Here is a 15,549-nt window from a genome sequence, read left to right on the forward strand (position 1 = left end):
CGCGCCTCCGCGGCCCGAACGCGCTTCGCCGACAGAATCGGCTCCCATGAAGATGTCAGCGCTGCTATCTCGCAACAGCGACCGGCCGGGTCTGGTCGGCACCGCCCGGGTCGACCGCAACATCGATCGACTGCTGCGCCGGGTGTGCCCCGGCGACATCGTGGTCCTCGACATTCTGGACCTCGATCGCATCACCGCCGACGCGCTGGTCGAAGCTGACATCGCCGCCGTCGTCAACGCCTCCCCGTCAGTCTCGGGCCGCTACCCCAATCTGGGCCCGGAGGTGCTGGTTAACAACGGCGTCACCCTGATCGACGAGACTGGTCCGGAGATCTTCAAGAAGGTCAAGGACGGCGCCAAGATTCGCCTGTACGAAGGCGGCGTCTACTCCGGTGACCGCCGGCTGATCCGCGGCACCGAGCGCACCGACCACGACATCGCCGACCTGATGCGCGAGGCCAAGAGCGGGCTGGCCGCCCACCTGGAAGCGTTCGCGGGCAACACAATCGAGTTCATCCGCAGCGAAAGCCCGCTACTGATCGACGGAATCGGCATCCCCGACATCGACGTCGACATGCGCCGCCGGCATGTGGTGATCGTCTCCGAAGAGCCCAGCGCCGCCGAAGATCTCAAAGCCCTCAAACCGTTCATCAAGGAGTACCAACCGGTGCTCGTCGGTGTCGGCCAGGGTGCCGACGTGCTGCGCAAAGCGGGGTACCGCCCGCAACTGATCGTCGGCGACCCCGACCAGATCAGCACCGAAGTCCTCAAGTGCGGCGCCCAGGTGGTGTTGCCCGCCGACGCCGACGGGCACGCTCCCGGACTGGAACGCATCCAGGATCTCGGAGTGGGAGCCATGACGTTCCCCGCGGCCGGCTCCGCGACCGATCTGGCGTTGCTGCTGGCCGACCACCATGGCGCCGCGCTGCTGGTCACCGCCGGCCACACCGCCAACATCGAGACGTTCTTCGACCGCACCCGTTCGCAGAGCAACCCGTCGACCTTCCTGACCCGACTGCGGGTGGGGGAGAAGCTGGTCGACGCCAAGGCGGTCGCCACCCTGTACCGCAATCACATCTCGGCCGGTGCCATCGCCCTGTTGGCGCTGACCATGCTGATCGCCGTCGTCGTGGTGCTGTGGGTATCGCGCACCGACGGCGTGGTGATGCACTGGATCGTCGACTACTGGAACCAATTCACCATGTGGGTCCAGCATTTGGTGTCGTAACCCTCCCTAGAACGGTGTTTTCATGATCTCGTTACGCCAACACGCGATCTCACTGGCCGCGGTGTTCCTGGCCCTGGCGATCGGAGTGGTGCTGGGTTCCGGCTTCTTCTCCGACACGGTGTTGTCCAGCCTGCGCAACGAGAAGCGCGACCTGGCGTCGCAAATCAGCGGACTCACCGACCAGCGCAACGCGCTGAACGAAAAGCTCAGTGCGGCAAATAATTTCGATGCTCAGGTGCTCGGCCGGATCGTTCACGAAGCGTTGGCGGGCAAGACGGTGGTCGTGTTCCGCACCCCGGACGCCAGCGACGACGACGTCGCTGCGGTGTCGAAGATCGTCGGGCAGGCCGGTGGCTCGGTCACCGCAACCGTCGCGCTGACCCATGAGTTCGTCGAAGCCAACTCCGGGGAAAAACTGCGCACGGTGGTCAATTCGGCCATCCTGCCCGCCGGCACCCAACTGAGCACCAAGCTGGTCGACCAGGGGTCGCAGGCCGGTGACCTGCTCGGGATTGCGCTGCTGAGCACCGGCAAACCGGATGCGCCGCCGGTCGACGACACCCAGCGTGACACCGTGCTGGGCGCATTGCGCGAAACCGGGTTCCTGACCTACCAGCCCAACGAGCACATCGGGACGGCCAACGCCGCCATCGTCGTCACCGGCGGGGGACTGCCCGCCGACGCCGGCAACCAGGGGGTCACCGTGGCGCGGTTCACCGCCGCCCTGGCGCCGCACGGTTCGGGTGCGGTGTTGGCCGGCCGGGACGGTTCGGCGGCCGGCAGCGCCGCCGTCGCGGTGGCCCGCGCCGACGCCGGTATGGCGGGTGCGATCAGCACCGTCGACGACGTGAACGCCGAGTCCGGACGTATCACCGCCATCCTGGCCCTGCACGAGCTGGTCGGTGGTGCCCATCCCGGCCATTACGGCATCGGACACGGCGCGACGGCGGTGACCGTCCCCCAGTAGGGCGTGTTCCCCGCGGCGCGAGCCGGTGGATGTTAGGGTGGGTTTCCGTGGGTCGGCAGGCCCAGATCGTTGATTTTTCCTGCATAATGCCCTGCCCGTCTTCACGGAGGTCGCCCAGTTGCGCAAGCATCCGCAAACCGCCACCAAGCACCTCTTCGTCAGCGGTGGCGTCGCCTCTTCGCTGGGCAAGGGCCTGACCGCCAGCAGCCTCGGCCAACTGCTGACCGCGCGCGGCTTGTACGTCACGATGCAAAAGCTGGACCCCTACCTCAATGTGGATCCGGGCACCATGAACCCGTTCCAGCACGGTGAGGTGTTCGTCACCGAAGACGGCGCGGAAACCGACCTCGACGTCGGGCATTACGAGCGTTTCCTGGATCGTGACCTGTCCGGGTCGGCGAATGTCACCACCGGCCAGGTGTATTCGACGGTGATCGCCAAGGAGCGTCGCGGCGAGTACCTCGGCGACACCGTGCAGGTCATCCCGCACATCACCGACGAGATCAAGCGCCGCATCCTGGCGATGGCCGAACCCGACGCCGACGGCAACCGGCCCGACGTGGTCATCACCGAGATCGGCGGCACGGTCGGCGACATCGAGTCGCAGCCGTTCCTGGAAGCGGCCCGCCAGGTCCGCCACTACCTGGGCCGCGAAGACGTCTTCTTCCTGCACGTGTCGCTGGTGCCGTATCTGGCGCCCTCGGGGGAGCTCAAGACCAAACCGACCCAGCATTCGGTGGCCGCGCTGCGCAGCATCGGTATCAGCCCGGACGCGTTGATCCTGCGGTGCGACCGAGACGTCCCCGAAGCGTTGAAGAACAAGATCGCCCTGATGTGTGACGTCGACATCGACGGCGTCATCTCCACCCCGGACGCGCCGTCGATCTACGACATCCCGAAGGTGTTGCACCGCGAGGAACTCGACGCCTTCGTGGTGCGCCGTCTCAACCTCCCGTTCCGCGACGTCGACTGGACCGAGTGGGACGACCTGCTGCGCCGGGTGCACGAACCCCATGAGACGGTGCGAATCGCGTTGGTGGGCAAGTACGTTGAACTCTCCGACGCCTATCTCTCGGTCAGCGAGGCGCTTCGCGCCGGTGGGTTCCGGCACCGCTCCAAGGTCGAAATCAGCTGGGTCGCTTCCGATGACTGTGAAACACCGACGGGCGCCGCGCACGCGCTGGGCGACGTACACGGGGTGCTGATCCCCGGCGGCTTCGGCATCCGCGGTATCGAGGGAAAGATCGGCGCCATCCGGCATGCCCGGGCGCGCGGAATTCCGGTGCTGGGTCTGTGCCTGGGTCTGCAGTGCATCGTGATCGAGGCGGCGCGATCGGTTGGCCTCACCGAGGCCAACTCGGCCGAGTTCGAGCCGCAGACACCGGATCCGGTGATCTCCACGATGGCCGACCAGGAGCACATCGTGGCCGGCCAGGCCGACCTGGGCGGCACCATGCGACTGGGCGCCTACCCCGCCGTGCTGGAGCCGGATTCGATTGTGGCCCAGGCATACGGGACCACCGAGGTGTCCGAACGGCACCGCCACCGCTATGAGGTGAACAACAGCTACCGGGAGCAGATCGCGCAGAGCGGCCTGCGGTTCTCCGGTACCTCACCGGACGGCCATCTGGTCGAGTTCGTCGAATACCCGGCCGATCAGCACCCGTTCGTGGTCGGCACCCAGGCCCACCCCGAACTGAAGAGCCGACCCACCCGGCCGCACCCGTTGTTCGTCGCGTTCGTCAAGGCGGCCATCGATTACAAGGCGGGCGAGCTGCTGCCCGTCGAGATCCCGGAGATCCCCGATCAGCCTCCGCCCAACGGCACCGAGCACCCAGACGGCGCCGGTTCGGTGGTCGCAGCGTCGCTCCCCGAACCCGTCACCCGTGGCTGAGCACGACTTCGAGACGGTATCGTCGGAAACCCTTTATCAGGGAGCGATTTTCGCGCTACGCCGAGACCAGGTGCGGATGCCCGGCGGCAATATCGCCAAGCGGGAGGTGCTCGAGCACTACGGCGCGGTTGCGGTGGTTGCGATGGACGACGACAACAACATCGCCATGGTCTACCAGTATCGCCACACCGCCGGGCGCCGGCTGTGGGAGTTGCCCGCCGGCCTGCTCGACGCGGCGGGGGAGCCCGCCCAGCTGACTGCGGCCAGAGAACTGGAAGAGGAGGTCGGCCTGCGGGCCGGGACCTGGCGGATGCTGGTGGACATCCAGACCGCGCCCGGTTACAGCGACGAATCGGTACGCGTGTATCTGGCTACCGATCTCACCGACATCGGCCGGCCCGAGGCGCACGACGAGGAAGCCGATATGACGATGCGCTGGTTCGCCCTCGACGATGCGGTGCAGCGGGTGCTCAGTGGCGAGTTCGTCAATTCCATTGCGGTGGCCGGGATTCTGGCCACTTACGCCATCACCGGCGGACTGGCCGAACCGCGGGCGGTGGACAGCCCATGGGTCGACAAGCCGACGGCGTTCGCCAAGCGCAAGGCCGGGCAGTGACGACGGCGCTGACGCTCGACGCGCAGCTGCAGGGCTACCTCGACCATCTGACGATCGAGCGCGGCGTCGCGGCCAACACGCTGAGCTCCTACCGTCGCGATCTGCGCCGCTACTCGAAGCATCTGGAAGAGCGGGGAATTCACGATTTGGCGCAGGTCGGCGAAGAAGACGTCGCCGAGTTCCTGGTGGCGCTGCGCCGCGGCGATCCGGAGGCCGGGGCGGCGGCGCTGTCCGCGGTATCAGCGGCGCGGGCGCTGATCGCGGTGCGCGGCCTGCACCGCTTCGCCGCCGCCGAAGGACTGGCCGCCGTGGACGTGGCGCGGTCGGTGCGCCCGCCGACACCGGGACGCCGGCTGCCCAAGAGCCTGACCATCGACCAGGTGCTGGCGTTGCTGGAGGCCGCCGGCGGCGAGGACGCCGCCGACGGTCCGTTGACGCTGCGCAACCGGGCGTTGCTGGAACTGCTGTATTCCACCGGGTCGCGGATCTCCGAAGCGGTGGGCCTGGACGTCGACGACATCGACACGCATGCCCGCTCGGTGTTGTTGCGCGGCAAGGGCGGTAAGCAGCGACTGGTGCCGATCGGGCGCCCCGCGGTGCAGGCGCTGGACGCCTACCTGGTGCGTGGCCGCCCCGATCTGGCGCGCCGTGGCCGCGGCACTCCGGCGATCTTCCTCAATGCCCGGGGCGGCCGGCTGTCCCGGCAGAGCGCGTGGCAGGTGCTGCAGGACGCCGCCGATCGGGCCGGCATCACCTCGGGTGTGTCGCCGCACATGCTGCGGCATTCGTTCGCCACCCATCTACTCGAGGGCGGCGCCGACGTCCGGGTGGTGCAGGAGTTGCTCGGTCACGCCTCGGTGACCACGACGCAGATCTATACGCTGGTCACGGTGCACGCGCTGCGCGAGGTGTGGGCCGGGGCGCACCCGCGGGCGCAGTGATCGGAGCGAAACGATTGCGACCGACGGGCCGCGTCAGCAAGGGACGGCACGGGCCACAGTGTCGGCATGAATGCCGGCCGGCACCAGGACGACGACCAGCACCAACACGGTGCCCAACACCAGCAGGCAGATGTCCCACGGTGAGCGCCGCTTGATCGCCACGGCGGCACACAGCGACAGGCTCGTGACCAGGACGGTGCCGTAGCCGAACAGCATCCAGGTGAAGCCCGCCCGCTGGGCGGCATACCAGCGCGGCAGGCATGACGATGCCACCGGGTCGCGGAACCCGAATGTTGAATTGGGTTGCAGCCGATGGTGGATCGCCAATAGGTAGCCGTCCACGATGGTGCCGAACAAATACAGCAGCAGTCCGCACGCGGCGAATGCACATATCCAGCCGAGGATCGTGCCGGTGCGCCCGGAGACCGGCGCCGCGTGGCCGGTCGGCCTGAGTTCAGCCACGGCAGGCCGCTGACCGGCCGGGTCGTCGGAAGCCGCACGTGCCGCACGGCTGGCAACGACAGCGGTCACGATAAGCAGACAGATCCACGCGACAAAGGCCGTGCCGCCGATCATCGCGACGATCAGACGCCATCCCCGCGCGGCGGCCGCGACCAGGGCCGCGACGACCGCAAGGTTGAACAGCACATACATCGGCGCCAGGCGGGCCGCGGCGCCGTTACCCGCCCGCCACGTTTGCTCGCTGCGCAGCGTCGACGGTGTCTTGATCCCGTTCCCGCGCCATCCGTACCCGTTGGGTTCCGTCAGCGGCAACGAGCCTTTGGCGGCCCGCCGGCAGCTGAACATCACTAACGCGCTACCGCCGGACAGGGTGATCGAGATCAGGACCGCCCAGATCAGCGCCTGCTCCACCACCGCACTCATGAGAGCACCCGAATGCGCATCCGCCGGCCCGGACTTGACTAGCCGAGGTATTCGGATTCCAGCACCAGGTCGGGCACCAGCGACTGGTATTCGACGTGCGTTTTGTGCTCCACGGTATGCCAGGTCTTGCCCTGCTGCTCGCGCATGTAGGCGCGGTACTTGGGCGCACCCGGCACTTTGACATTGTCGGCCACCACGATCGAGCCGGGATGCAGCCAGCCGCGCTGCACGATGCTCAGCAGGTCGTCGAGGTAAGCGGCTTTGTCGTGGTCGATGAACACGAAATCCAAAGCGGCAGAAGTAAATCCGTGATCATTGGCCAGTGTGTCCAGGGTGCGCCCACCGTCGCCGATGGTCCCGACCACACAGGTGACCCGCTCGGCCAGGCCGGCATGTGCCCAAATCCGCCGGGCGTTGGCGGCGTTGGCTGCCGAGAACTCGACGGAGTACACCTTCGCCTTCGGTGCGGCGCGGGCGATGCGCATGGCGCTGTATCCGACGTAGGTACCCAGCTCCAGCGCCAGCGCCGGATCGGCCCGCCGCACCGCCGCGTCGAGCAGTTCCCCTTTTTCGTCGCCGACGTTGACCAACATCGACTTCTCGTAGGCGAACCTGTCGATGGTGGCCAGCGCGTCGTCCACGTCACCCGGCTTGGCGTTGTTCAGGACGTAGTCGACGGTGGCGGCTTCGCGCCCATCGCCGAACTGCCCGGTGTTCTTGAACGAGCGGGCACCGAGTCCCATCCGCAGCATCGACCATCCGAGGGTGGGCAGACGCGATAGGAGGCTCATCGGTGCCACCTTACGCACCCCCGTAAAACCGGGGCTGACAGTTGCCTGCGGGTCGTCCTACGCAGGCGGGCGCAGCCGTTAGACTTTCCTGCGATGTCCCAGCAGACGCCCGTCACCACCAGTCGCGTCCGGGTATGACCGACCACCCGGACAGCGGCCCGGAGCTCGGCCTCACCGGCCGGCCGGCGCGGGCGATTCCCGAGCCTGCCCCGCTCACCGGCCACGGGCCGGCCAAGGTCGTCGCCATGTGCAATCAGAAGGGCGGCGTCGGCAAGACCACCTCGACGATCAACTTGGGGGCGGCGCTGGCCGAGTACGGCCGCCGGGTGCTGCTGGTGGACATGGACCCGCAGGGCGCGCTGTCCGCCGGGCTGGGTGTCCCGCATTACGAGCTGGAAAAGACCATTCACAACGTGCTGGTCGAGCCGCGGGTGTCGATCGACGACGTGCTGATCCACACCCGGGTCAAGAACCTGGACCTGGTGCCCAGCAACATCGATCTGTCCGCCGCCGAGATTCAGCTGGTCAACGAGGTGGGTCGGGAGCAAACGCTGGGCCGGGCGCTGTATCCGTTGCTGGACCGCTACGACTACGTGCTGATCGACTGCCAGCCGTCACTGGGCCTGCTCACCGTCAACGGCCTGGCCTGCGCCGAAGGCGTGGTGATCCCGACGGAGTGCGAGTTCTTCTCCCTGCGTGGGCTGGCGCTGCTCACCGACACCGTCGACAAAGTGCGCGACCGGCTCAACCCCAAACTGGACATCAGCGGGATCCTGATCACCCGCTACGACCCGCGGACCGTCAACTCCCGCGAGGTGATGGCCCGCGTCGTGGAGCGGTTCGGTGATCTAGTGTTCGACACCGTGATCACCCGCACCGTGCGCTTCCCCGAGACCAGCGTCGCCGGAGAACCCATCACGACGTGGGCGCCCCGATCCAGCGGCGCCATCGCGTATCGGGCGCTGGCGCGCGAGTTCATCGACCGATTCGGCGTGTGAACGCCGCATCCGAGAGCGGCTTCCAGGTTCGGCTGACGAATTTCGAGGGTCCGTTCGACCTGCTGTTGCAGCTCATCTTCGCGCATCGGCTCGACGTCACCGAGGTGGCGTTGCACCAGGTCACCGACGATTTCATCGCCTACACCAAGGCCATCGGCGCCCGGTTGGACCTCGACGAGACCACCGCCTTCCTGGTGGTGGCCGCGACCTTGCTGGACTTGAAGGCCGCCCGGCTGCTACCTGCCGGCCAGGTCGACGACGAGGAGGACCTGGCCCTGCTCGAGGTGCGCGACCTGCTGTTCGCGCGGCTGCTGCAGTACCGGGCGTTCAAGCACGTCGCGGAGATGTTCGCCGAGCTGGAGGCGACGGCGATGCGCAGCTATCCCCGGTCGGTGTCGCTGGAGGAGCGCTTCGACGGACTGCTGCCCGAGGTGATGATCGGGGTGGACGCCGCACGGTTCGCCGAGATCGCCGCGATCGCGTTCACCCCGCGGCCGGTTCCGACGGTGGGTGTCGGGCACCTGCACATGGAGACGGTGTCGGTGCCGGAGCAGGCCAGGCACATCTTGGCGCTGCTGGAGGGGCGCGGCAGCGGGCAGTGGGCGTCGTTTTCGGAGCTGGTCGCCGACTGCAAGGCGCCGGTCGAGATCGTCGGGCGCTTCCTGGCGCTGCTCGAACTGTATCGTTCCCGGGCGGTAGCATTCGACCAGTCCGAGCCTCTTGGCGTCCTCCAGGTGTCGTGGACCGGGGAACGACCCACCAGCCAATCGTTGCTAGAAGTGCGAGACGAGTAAGTGACCGAACACCTGCCAGACGAGCTCGACGCTGGCATCCCCGATATCGCCGAGCCCGCGGAGCTGGACCCCGACGAACTGGGCCGGGTGCTGGAGTCGCTGCTGCTGGTGGTGGACTCCCCGGTGACCGCCGAGGCGCTGGCCACCGTCATCGAGCAGCCGGTGTACCGGGTCGCGGCGAAGCTGCAGCAGATGTCCGAGGAGCTCACCGAACGCGACAGCGGCATCGACCTGCGGCAGGGCGGCGAGGGATGGCGGCTCTACACCCGGGCCCGGTTCGCGCCCTACGTCGAGAAGCTGTTGCTGGACGGTGCCCGGACCAAGCTGACCCGGGCGGCACTGGAAACTCTTGCCGTGGTCGCGTACCGCCAGCCGGTGACGCGGGCGCGGATCAGCGCCGTGCGCGGTGTCAATGTCGACGCCGTGATGCGCACCTTGCTGGCCCGCGGTCTGATCACCGAAGTCGGCACCGACGAGGACAGCGGTGCGGTGACGTTCGCCACCACCGAATTGTTTCTGGAGCGTTTGGGTTTGACGTCCTTGACGGAGTTGCCCGACATCGCGCCGCTGCTCCCGGATGTCGACACGATCGACGACCTCAGCGAATCCCTGGACAGCGAGCCACGTTTCATGAAGCTGGCCGGTGGCCGGCCGTCCGATCCGGCTGTGGCGTTCGATGTGGACCGCGACTGATGGTCGAATTCGAAGAGCCGCAAGGCATCCGGTTGCAGAAGGTGTTGTCCCAGGCCGGGATTGCGTCGCGCCGGGCGGCCGAGAAGCTGATCGTCGAGGGCCGGGTCGAGGTGGACGGGCAGGTGGTGACCGAGCTGGGTACCCGGGTCGATCCCGACACGTCGGTGATCCGCGTGGACGGGGCCAGGGTGGTGCTCGACGACTCGCTGGTCTACCTGGCGCTCAACAAGCCGCGCGGCATGCACTCCACCATGTCGGACGATCGCGGCCGGCCCTGCATCGGCGACCTGATCGAGCGAAAAGTCCGGGGCAACAAGAAACTTTTCCACGTCGGCCGGCTGGACGCCGACACCGAGGGGCTGATCCTGCTGACCAACGACGGGGAGCTGGCGCACCGGTTGATGCACCCGTCCCACGAAGTGCCCAAGACCTACCTTGCGACTGTGACGGGTACGGTGCCGCGCGGGTTGGGCAAGCAGTTGCGCGCCGGCATCGAATTGGAGGACGGCCCGGTGCGGGTTGACGACTTCGCGCTGGTGGATTCGATTCCGGGCAAGACGCTGGTGCGGGTGACGCTGCACGAGGGACGCAACCGCATCGTGCGCCGGATGCTGGCTGCCGTGGGGTTTCCGGTGGAAGCGTTGGTGCGCACCGATATCGGTGCGGTGACGCTGGGCAAGCAGCGGCCGGGCTCGGTGCGTGCGCTGCGGCACGACGAGATCGGGAAACTGTATCAGGCGGTCGGGCTGTGAGCGGCCTGGTGATCGCGATCGACGGTCCGGCCGGAACCGGAAAGTCCTCGGTGTCAAGAGGTTTGGCGCGCGGTCTGGGTGCACGGTTCCTCGATACCGGCGCGATGTACCGGATGGTGACGCTGGCCGTGCTGCGGGCCGGCATCGATCCGTCCGACGCCGAAGCTGTTGCGCGTTGTGCTTCGGAGGTAGAGATATCCGTCGGCTACGACCCCGATGTCAGCAGCTTTCTGCTTGGCGGAGAAGATGTTTCGGCACAGATCCGGGCCGACGACGTCACCCGGGCGGTGTCGGCGGTGTCAGCGGTGCCGGCGGTGCGGACGCGGTTGGTCGACATTCAGCGCGAACTGTCGCGGGGCGACGGGCCCATCGTGGTGGAGGGCCGCGACATCGGCACCGTGGTGTTTCCCGAGGCGCCGGTGAAGATCTTCCTCACGGCTTCAGCCGAGACCCGCGCGCAGCGCCGCAACGCGCAGAACGTCCGGGCCGGGTTTCCCGACGACTACGAGGCGGTGCTGGCTGACGTGCGCCGCCGCGACCACCTGGACTCCACCCGGGCGGTCTCGCCGTTGCGGGCGGCCAGCGATGCGATCGTCGTCGACACCGGCGACATGACCGAATCCCAGGTGGTTGCCCACTTGCAGGAGTTGGTCACCCAGCGAAGTGAGGCGGTGCGGTGACCGAGGATGGCACCTGGTCGGACGAAAGTGACTGGGAATTAACTGATTCCGATTCCGAGGAGTCGGGTGAGGCGGGCCCGGCGCCGGTGGTGGCCATCGTCGGGCGTCCCAACGTCGGCAAGTCGACTCTGGTCAACCGGATCATCGGCCGGCGCGAAGCGGTGGTGCAGGACGTCCCCGGGGTGACCCGCGACCGGGTGTCCTACGACGCGCTGTGGACCGGCCGCCGGTTCGTCGTGCAGGACACCGGAGGCTGGGAGCCCGACGCCAAGGGCCTGCAGCAACTGGTGGCCGAACAGGCGTCGGTGGCCATGCGCACCGCGGACGCGGTGATCCTGGTGGTCGACGCCACCGTGGGCGCGACCACCGCCGACGAAGCCGCCGCCCGGATCCTGCTGCGCTCCGGCAAGCCAGTGTTCCTGGCCGCCAACAAGGTTGACAACGAACGGGTGGAAGCCGATGCGGCCGAACTGTGGTCGCTGGGGCTGGGGGAGCCGTACGCGATCAGTGCCATGCACGGTCGCGGAGTCGCCGATCTGCTCGACGCGGTGCTGGGCGCGCTGCCCGAGGTCGGGGAATCGGCGGCAGGTGCCGGCGGTCCGCGGCGGGTGGCGCTGGTCGGCAAACCCAACGTCGGTAAGAGTTCGCTGCTGAACAAGCTGGCCGGCGACCAGCGTTCGGTGGTGCACGACGCGGCCGGCACCACCGTGGACCCGGTGGACTCGCTGATCGAGCTGGACGGCAAGGTGTGGCGGTTCGTGGACACCGCGGGGCTGCGCCGCAAGGTCGGTCAGGCCAGCGGTCACGAGTTCTACGCCTCGGTGCGCACGCACAGTGCCATCGACGCCGCCGAGGTGGTGATCGTGCTGATCGATGCGTCCCAGCCGCTGACCGAGCAGGATCTGCGGGTGCTGTCGATGGTGATCGAGGCCGGACGGGCGCTGGTGCTGGCCTACAACAAGTGGGATCTGGTTGATGAGGACCGCCGCGATCTGCTGGACCGCGAGATCGACCGCGAGCTGGTACAGGTGCGGTGGGCGGAGCGGGTCAACATCTCCGCCAAGACCGGCCGTGCGGTGCAGAAGCTGGTGCCGGCGATGGAGAAAGCCCTGGCGTCCTGGGACACCAGGATCGCCACCGGCCCACTGAACACCTGGATCAAAGAGGTGGTCGCCGCGACGCCGCCCCCGGTGCGCGGCGGTAAGCAGCCGCGCATCCTGTTCGCGACGCAGGCGACGGCCCGTCCGCCGACGTTCGTGCTGTTCACGTCCGGCTTCTTGGAGGCCGGGTACCGGAGGTTCCTGGAGCGGCGGCTGCGGGAGACCTTCGGGTTCGAGGGTTCGCCGATCCGGATCAACGTGCGGGTGCGGGAGAAGCGGGGCGCTCGGCGTCGCTAGGGCGGACCGGGTCTGGTTGCGCTGTCGATCGTTGCGGTGGGCAGCCGGTACTGCGAATGGGCCGTCAGTCGGATCGCCGTCAGACCGCCGACGGCCGCGACCGGGATCAGGTAGTAGGCGAAGTCGCCGTCGATGACGAAAAAATAATCGATCTATTCGGGATCACATGTCGCGCGTACTTTGCCGGAATTGGAAATCCACGCGGTCCACTCACCCGCTTGCTTCACCGTGGTCGTCTTGACCTGGATGCGTTGTACTGCAGCGCCGATCCAAACGAGTAAGTCATAGCGGCACGGCTCAAGCGGCCAGGAGACGGAGTGGCCGCACAGCGCGAACCACGCGGCTGCCATCAGTGAGCCCGCTCGGGCGAGATTGGCGCGTTGTGGACACATGACGACTGTTGGAGTCGAAGCAACCCCAGGCTGGACACTATTCCGAGGTCCGAGACCGATGCGGTCGGGCTGACAGGATTTGAACCTGCGACCCCTACACCCCCAGTGTAGTGCGCTACCAAGCTGCGCCACAGCCCGCGAGTCTGCCGCAACAAGACGACAGACGCTAGGGAACCATACATCAGGTTCGTCGCGGTCTCCGAAACGGCTCTGAATGTGCCCGCAGGCGCCGACAGCTTTCAACTTCCGCCGAGCGCCTCCCGCGCCAATGCTGCTGCGGCAGGACTCACGACGTTTTGCTGGGCCCAGCTGATGGGCTGGTCGGTCGCGTTGCGCAGGACTTGGTAGGCGGGCAGTTGGTACCGAGCGGAATCCGAGACAGGGTAGTCGACCACATCACGCCGTCGCGCGTGACGCAGATCGGGACGCGACACCGGTTCCGTTACCAGGCGCAGGTATGGGCGTTCGCTCATGCCGCCCACCTTAAAGCTTGGCGCCCAGACGATCGGGTGTCGCCAGGCGCCGCACCGGGCCGAAAGAGCAGTCCGGGACCTACGCGTCGGCTCCCGAGGTGGTCGAAGAGTCCGGGACGTTGGGGTCCCACCGTTGCGGCGCCAGCAACCGCGCCGGCCACCGGCCGGACCGAATGAGGTCGGCGGTCTCCTCGCGTAGCACTTCGCCGATCTTCGCGGTGAGTTCTCGGGGTAGCTCCAGGCGCGTCGTCGCGGCTACTCCCAGTTGCTGGTTGAGGACGGGATCGCATGGCGCATAACGCAATCGTCCGATACCGATGTCGTGGTTGCACGCGGACAGAGGCAACACCCCGTAAGCCGTACCCGCCGCAATGAGTGCTTTGGCGACCGCGACGGAGTCGCTGGATGCTCGGTAGCTCACTTTGACTTTCGTTCGCAGAGCGGCGTTCTCGAGAATTGCACCGATGCCGGTCGGGGAGCGGGGGATCACCAGGGGCAAGGTCGCGAGCTCTTCGAACGTAACCGCCTGGTCGGCCTGCAGATGTGATTGCGGGCCGCCCACGACAACCAGCTCTTCTTCAACCAGCGCGCGGTAGAACACCCTGTCGTCGGGTACCGGATTGATCAATGCGACGTCGACGCTTCCCCTCAGCATGGCTTCGACGAGATGGTCAGTGCTGCCGGCGGTTATCGAGAACACGGCGTTGGGGAATGCCGCGCTGAGACTGCCGATCAGCGGGGCGGCGAGAACGTCAATTGCCGTCTCCGGTAGGCCGAGCAGCATGTTGCGTTTGAGCCGTGCCAAGGGCGACGCAGCGTATTTGACGGCTAGATCCAGCTGACGCAGCGGCGCCGCCGTCGCGGCGCGTAAACGTTCGCCTGCGTCGGTCAACTGGACGCCGCGGCGGGTGCGCCGAAACAACTCGACACCCAGGTCTTCTTCGAGTAGCTGCAGCTGGCGGCTCAGTGCGGGCTGCGCGATGCCCAGCAGTTCGGCTGCACGCGTGATCGACCCTTCCTCCGCGATGCGCAGGAAGTACTTCAACCGGTGCGTGTCCATATATCAGACGTATACCAGCCATCGAGAAAAGGCATGACTGAACACCGCAATCGGTATTACCGCAGCTGCGTACCAGGGCCATATCGTCGCCATCAAGCCGATCGAAGGAGCGCTCGTGACGGTAGACGATGCAGAGGCAGTTGCCGCACTGAATCTCGACAAGTTGCCGACCCACATCGTCGGCAAGCGCGTGACCGAACTGATGGACCTGACCGGGAAGAAAGCGTTCTGCACCGGCGCCGGCGGCGATGGCTTGGGACACGCGATCGCCAATCGTCTGGCTGGATCCGGCGCGGACATCGCTCTGGTCGGTCGGACTTTGGAGCCGCTACAGCGCCGAGCCGAGGAGATCGCGCAGCGGTGGGGAGTCAACACCGTGCCGGTTCGGGCAGACATGTCGGATTGGGATCAGATACACCGCGCGGTCGGTGAGGCGCACGAGAAGCTCGGCGGCCTGGACATCATGATCAACAACCCCGTCATGGTCGCTGCCGGACCCTTCGAGACGCAGACGAAAGCCGACATCGACCTCACGGTCCTGGGCAGCCTCACCATGATGATGTACGGCGCGCACGCCGCGCTGCAGTACCTGTTGCCGCAGGGATCCGGGACGATCATCAACATCGGGTCGGTCGGTGGGCGGATCCAACAGCGCGGCCTGGTCGCGTACAACGCCTGCAAGGCAGGCGTCATCGGGTTCACCCGAAATCTCGCGCACGAGGTGGCGCTGCGCGGAGTCAACGTGTTCTGCGTAGCACCCGGCATCATGATCAAAGAACAGATGAAACAGTATCTGTTCGATCCGCAGACCCCGGCGCACCATGCCGGGCGTGGCGCAATCCTGGAAGCGATCACCACCCAGGTTCAGCTGGGTCGGGCCTCGCTACCCGAAGAGGCCGCCAACATGGTTGTGTTCTTGGCTTCAGAAGCGGCCAGTTACATGTGCGGACAGACCATCGATGTTGCCGGCGGACAGTGGATGGGCTGA

General features: G+C 66.9%; 16 protein-coding genes and 1 tRNA gene. 12 read left to right on the plus strand and 5 right to left on the minus strand.

From position 1 onward, the window contains the following. The first annotated feature begins 46 nt into the window (after positions 1 to 46). The 5 genes from steA to xerD all read left to right on the plus strand — a co-directional run bounded on the left by steA (position 47) and on the right by xerD (position 5,646). Positions 47 to 1,228, plus strand: coding sequence for a putative cytokinetic ring protein SteA (steA, locus tag MKCMC460_RS14300; protein WP_238305918.1), 1,182 nt, complete (start codon positions 47 to 49; stop codon positions 1,226 to 1,228). A 22-nt stretch (positions 1,229 to 1,250) separates the two neighbouring features. After that, positions 1,251 to 2,195 (plus strand): copper transporter, encoded by a 945-nt coding sequence (locus MKCMC460_RS14305; protein WP_236975064.1) that lies wholly within the window; start codon positions 1,251 to 1,253, stop codon positions 2,193 to 2,195. 118 nt (positions 2,196 to 2,313) lie between these two features. Further along, positions 2,314 to 4,089 carry a CTP synthase gene (locus tag MKCMC460_RS14310; RefSeq protein WP_236975062.1) on the plus strand — a complete coding sequence of 592 codons (1,776 nt, stop codon included), beginning with the start codon at positions 2,314 to 2,316 and terminating at the stop codon, positions 4,087 to 4,089. Beyond that, on the plus strand, positions 4,082 to 4,705 hold the full coding sequence (locus tag MKCMC460_RS14315; RefSeq protein WP_236975060.1) for an NUDIX hydrolase: 624 nt from the start codon (positions 4,082 to 4,084) through the stop codon (positions 4,703 to 4,705). The genes MKCMC460_RS14310 and MKCMC460_RS14315 overlap by 8 nt, the downstream gene beginning before the upstream one ends. Before the next feature lie 8 nt (positions 4,706 to 4,713). Next, positions 4,714 to 5,646, plus strand: a complete 933-nt coding sequence (xerD, locus tag MKCMC460_RS14320; RefSeq protein ID WP_236984158.1) for a site-specific tyrosine recombinase XerD — start codon at positions 4,714 to 4,716, stop codon at positions 5,644 to 5,646. A gap of 33 nt (positions 5,647 to 5,679) precedes the next feature. On the opposite strand, the gene MKCMC460_RS14325 is transcribed toward xerD, so the two are convergent. Next, complete coding sequence (locus MKCMC460_RS14325) at positions 5,680 to 6,531, minus strand: SdpI family protein (protein ID WP_238305921.1); 852 nt, start codon at positions 6,529 to 6,531, stop codon at positions 5,680 to 5,682. 38 nt (positions 6,532 to 6,569) lie between these two features. After that, positions 6,570 to 7,322, minus strand: coding sequence for an O-methyltransferase (locus tag MKCMC460_RS14330; RefSeq protein ID WP_238305922.1), 753 nt, complete (start codon positions 7,320 to 7,322; stop codon positions 6,570 to 6,572). Positions 7,323 to 7,456: 134 nt separating this feature from the next. On the opposite strand from MKCMC460_RS14330, the gene MKCMC460_RS14335 reads away from it, so the two are divergent. Genes MKCMC460_RS14335 through der form a run of 6 tightly spaced genes read left to right on the plus strand, consistent with a single transcriptional unit; the run spans position 7,457 to position 12,636 of the window. Beyond that, positions 7,457 to 8,320, plus strand: coding sequence for a ParA family protein (locus tag MKCMC460_RS14335; protein WP_238305923.1), 864 nt, complete (start codon positions 7,457 to 7,459; stop codon positions 8,318 to 8,320). After that, complete coding sequence (locus MKCMC460_RS14340; protein WP_370653174.1) at positions 8,308 to 9,114, plus strand: segregation/condensation protein A; 807 nt, start codon at positions 8,308 to 8,310, stop codon at positions 9,112 to 9,114. Before MKCMC460_RS14335 ends, MKCMC460_RS14340 begins: the two co-directional genes overlap by 13 nt. Then, entirely contained in the window at positions 9,115 to 9,807 is a 693-nt protein-coding gene (gene scpB, locus MKCMC460_RS14345) for an SMC-Scp complex subunit ScpB (protein WP_238305924.1), read from the plus strand. Then, positions 9,807 to 10,559, plus strand: coding sequence for a pseudouridine synthase (locus MKCMC460_RS14350; protein WP_238305925.1), 753 nt, complete (start codon positions 9,807 to 9,809; stop codon positions 10,557 to 10,559). The genes scpB and MKCMC460_RS14350 overlap by 1 nt, the downstream gene beginning before the upstream one ends. Next, positions 10,556 to 11,239, plus strand: a complete 684-nt coding sequence (cmk, locus tag MKCMC460_RS14355) for a (d)CMP kinase (protein WP_238305926.1) — start codon at positions 10,556 to 10,558, stop codon at positions 11,237 to 11,239. The genes MKCMC460_RS14350 and cmk overlap by 4 nt, the downstream gene beginning before the upstream one ends. Next, positions 11,236 to 12,636: a ribosome biogenesis GTPase Der gene (gene der / locus MKCMC460_RS14360; protein WP_238305928.1), complete on the plus strand. Its 1,401-nt coding sequence runs from the start codon at positions 11,236 to 11,238 to the stop codon at positions 12,634 to 12,636. Before cmk ends, der begins: the two co-directional genes overlap by 4 nt. Positions 12,637 to 13,092: 456 nt before the next feature. On the opposite strand, the gene MKCMC460_RS14365 is transcribed toward der, so the two are convergent. The 3 genes from MKCMC460_RS14365 to MKCMC460_RS14375 form a co-directional block, all read right to left on the minus strand. Continuing rightward, positions 13,093 to 13,166, minus strand: a tRNA-Pro gene (locus MKCMC460_RS14365). Positions 13,167 to 13,267: 101 nt separating this feature from the next. After that, a complete protein-coding gene (locus MKCMC460_RS14370) occupies positions 13,268 to 13,501 on the minus strand; it encodes a hypothetical protein (RefSeq protein ID WP_236975017.1) in 234 nt (77 codons plus the stop codon). Between the two features lie 79 nt (positions 13,502 to 13,580). Beyond that, entirely contained in the window at positions 13,581 to 14,561 is a 981-nt protein-coding gene (locus MKCMC460_RS14375; RefSeq protein ID WP_238305930.1) for a LysR family transcriptional regulator, read from the minus strand. Positions 14,562 to 14,661: 100 nt separating this feature from the next. On the opposite strand from MKCMC460_RS14375, the gene MKCMC460_RS14380 reads away from it, so the two are divergent. Further along, the gene (locus tag MKCMC460_RS14380) at positions 14,662 to 15,549 is read left to right on the plus strand and encodes an SDR family NAD(P)-dependent oxidoreductase (protein WP_238306002.1); all 888 of its coding nucleotides are present in this window, start codon (positions 14,662 to 14,664) and stop codon (positions 15,547 to 15,549) included.

The sequence above is a fragment of the Mycobacterium sp. 20KCMC460 genome (assembly GCF_022179425.1).
GTDB lineage: Bacteria > Actinomycetota > Actinomycetes > Mycobacteriales > Mycobacteriaceae > Mycobacterium > Mycobacterium kiyosense.

Coding starts and splice junctions, on each gene's coding strand:
- MKCMC460_RS14350 (WP_238305925.1), top strand. CDS start 9,807: ATGGTCGAATTCGAAGAGCCGCAAGGCATCCGGTTGCAGAAGGTGTTG.
- MKCMC460_RS14305 (WP_236975064.1), top strand. CDS start 1,251: ATGATCTCGTTACGCCAACACGCGATCTCACTGGCCGCGGTGTTCCTG.
- MKCMC460_RS14330 (WP_238305922.1), bottom strand. CDS start 7,322: ATGAGCCTCCTATCGCGTCTGCCCACCCTCGGATGGTCGATGCTGCGG.
- steA (WP_238305918.1), top strand. CDS start 47: ATGAAGATGTCAGCGCTGCTATCTCGCAACAGCGACCGGCCGGGTCTG.
- MKCMC460_RS14375 (WP_238305930.1), bottom strand. CDS start 14,561: ATGGACACGCACCGGTTGAAGTACTTCCTGCGCATCGCGGAGGAAGGG.
- MKCMC460_RS14335 (WP_238305923.1), top strand. CDS start 7,457: ATGACCGACCACCCGGACAGCGGCCCGGAGCTCGGCCTCACCGGCCGG.
- MKCMC460_RS14325 (WP_238305921.1), bottom strand. CDS start 6,531: ATGAGTGCGGTGGTGGAGCAGGCGCTGATCTGGGCGGTCCTGATCTCG.
- MKCMC460_RS14370 (WP_236975017.1), bottom strand. CDS start 13,501: ATGAGCGAACGCCCATACCTGCGCCTGGTAACGGAACCGGTGTCGCGT.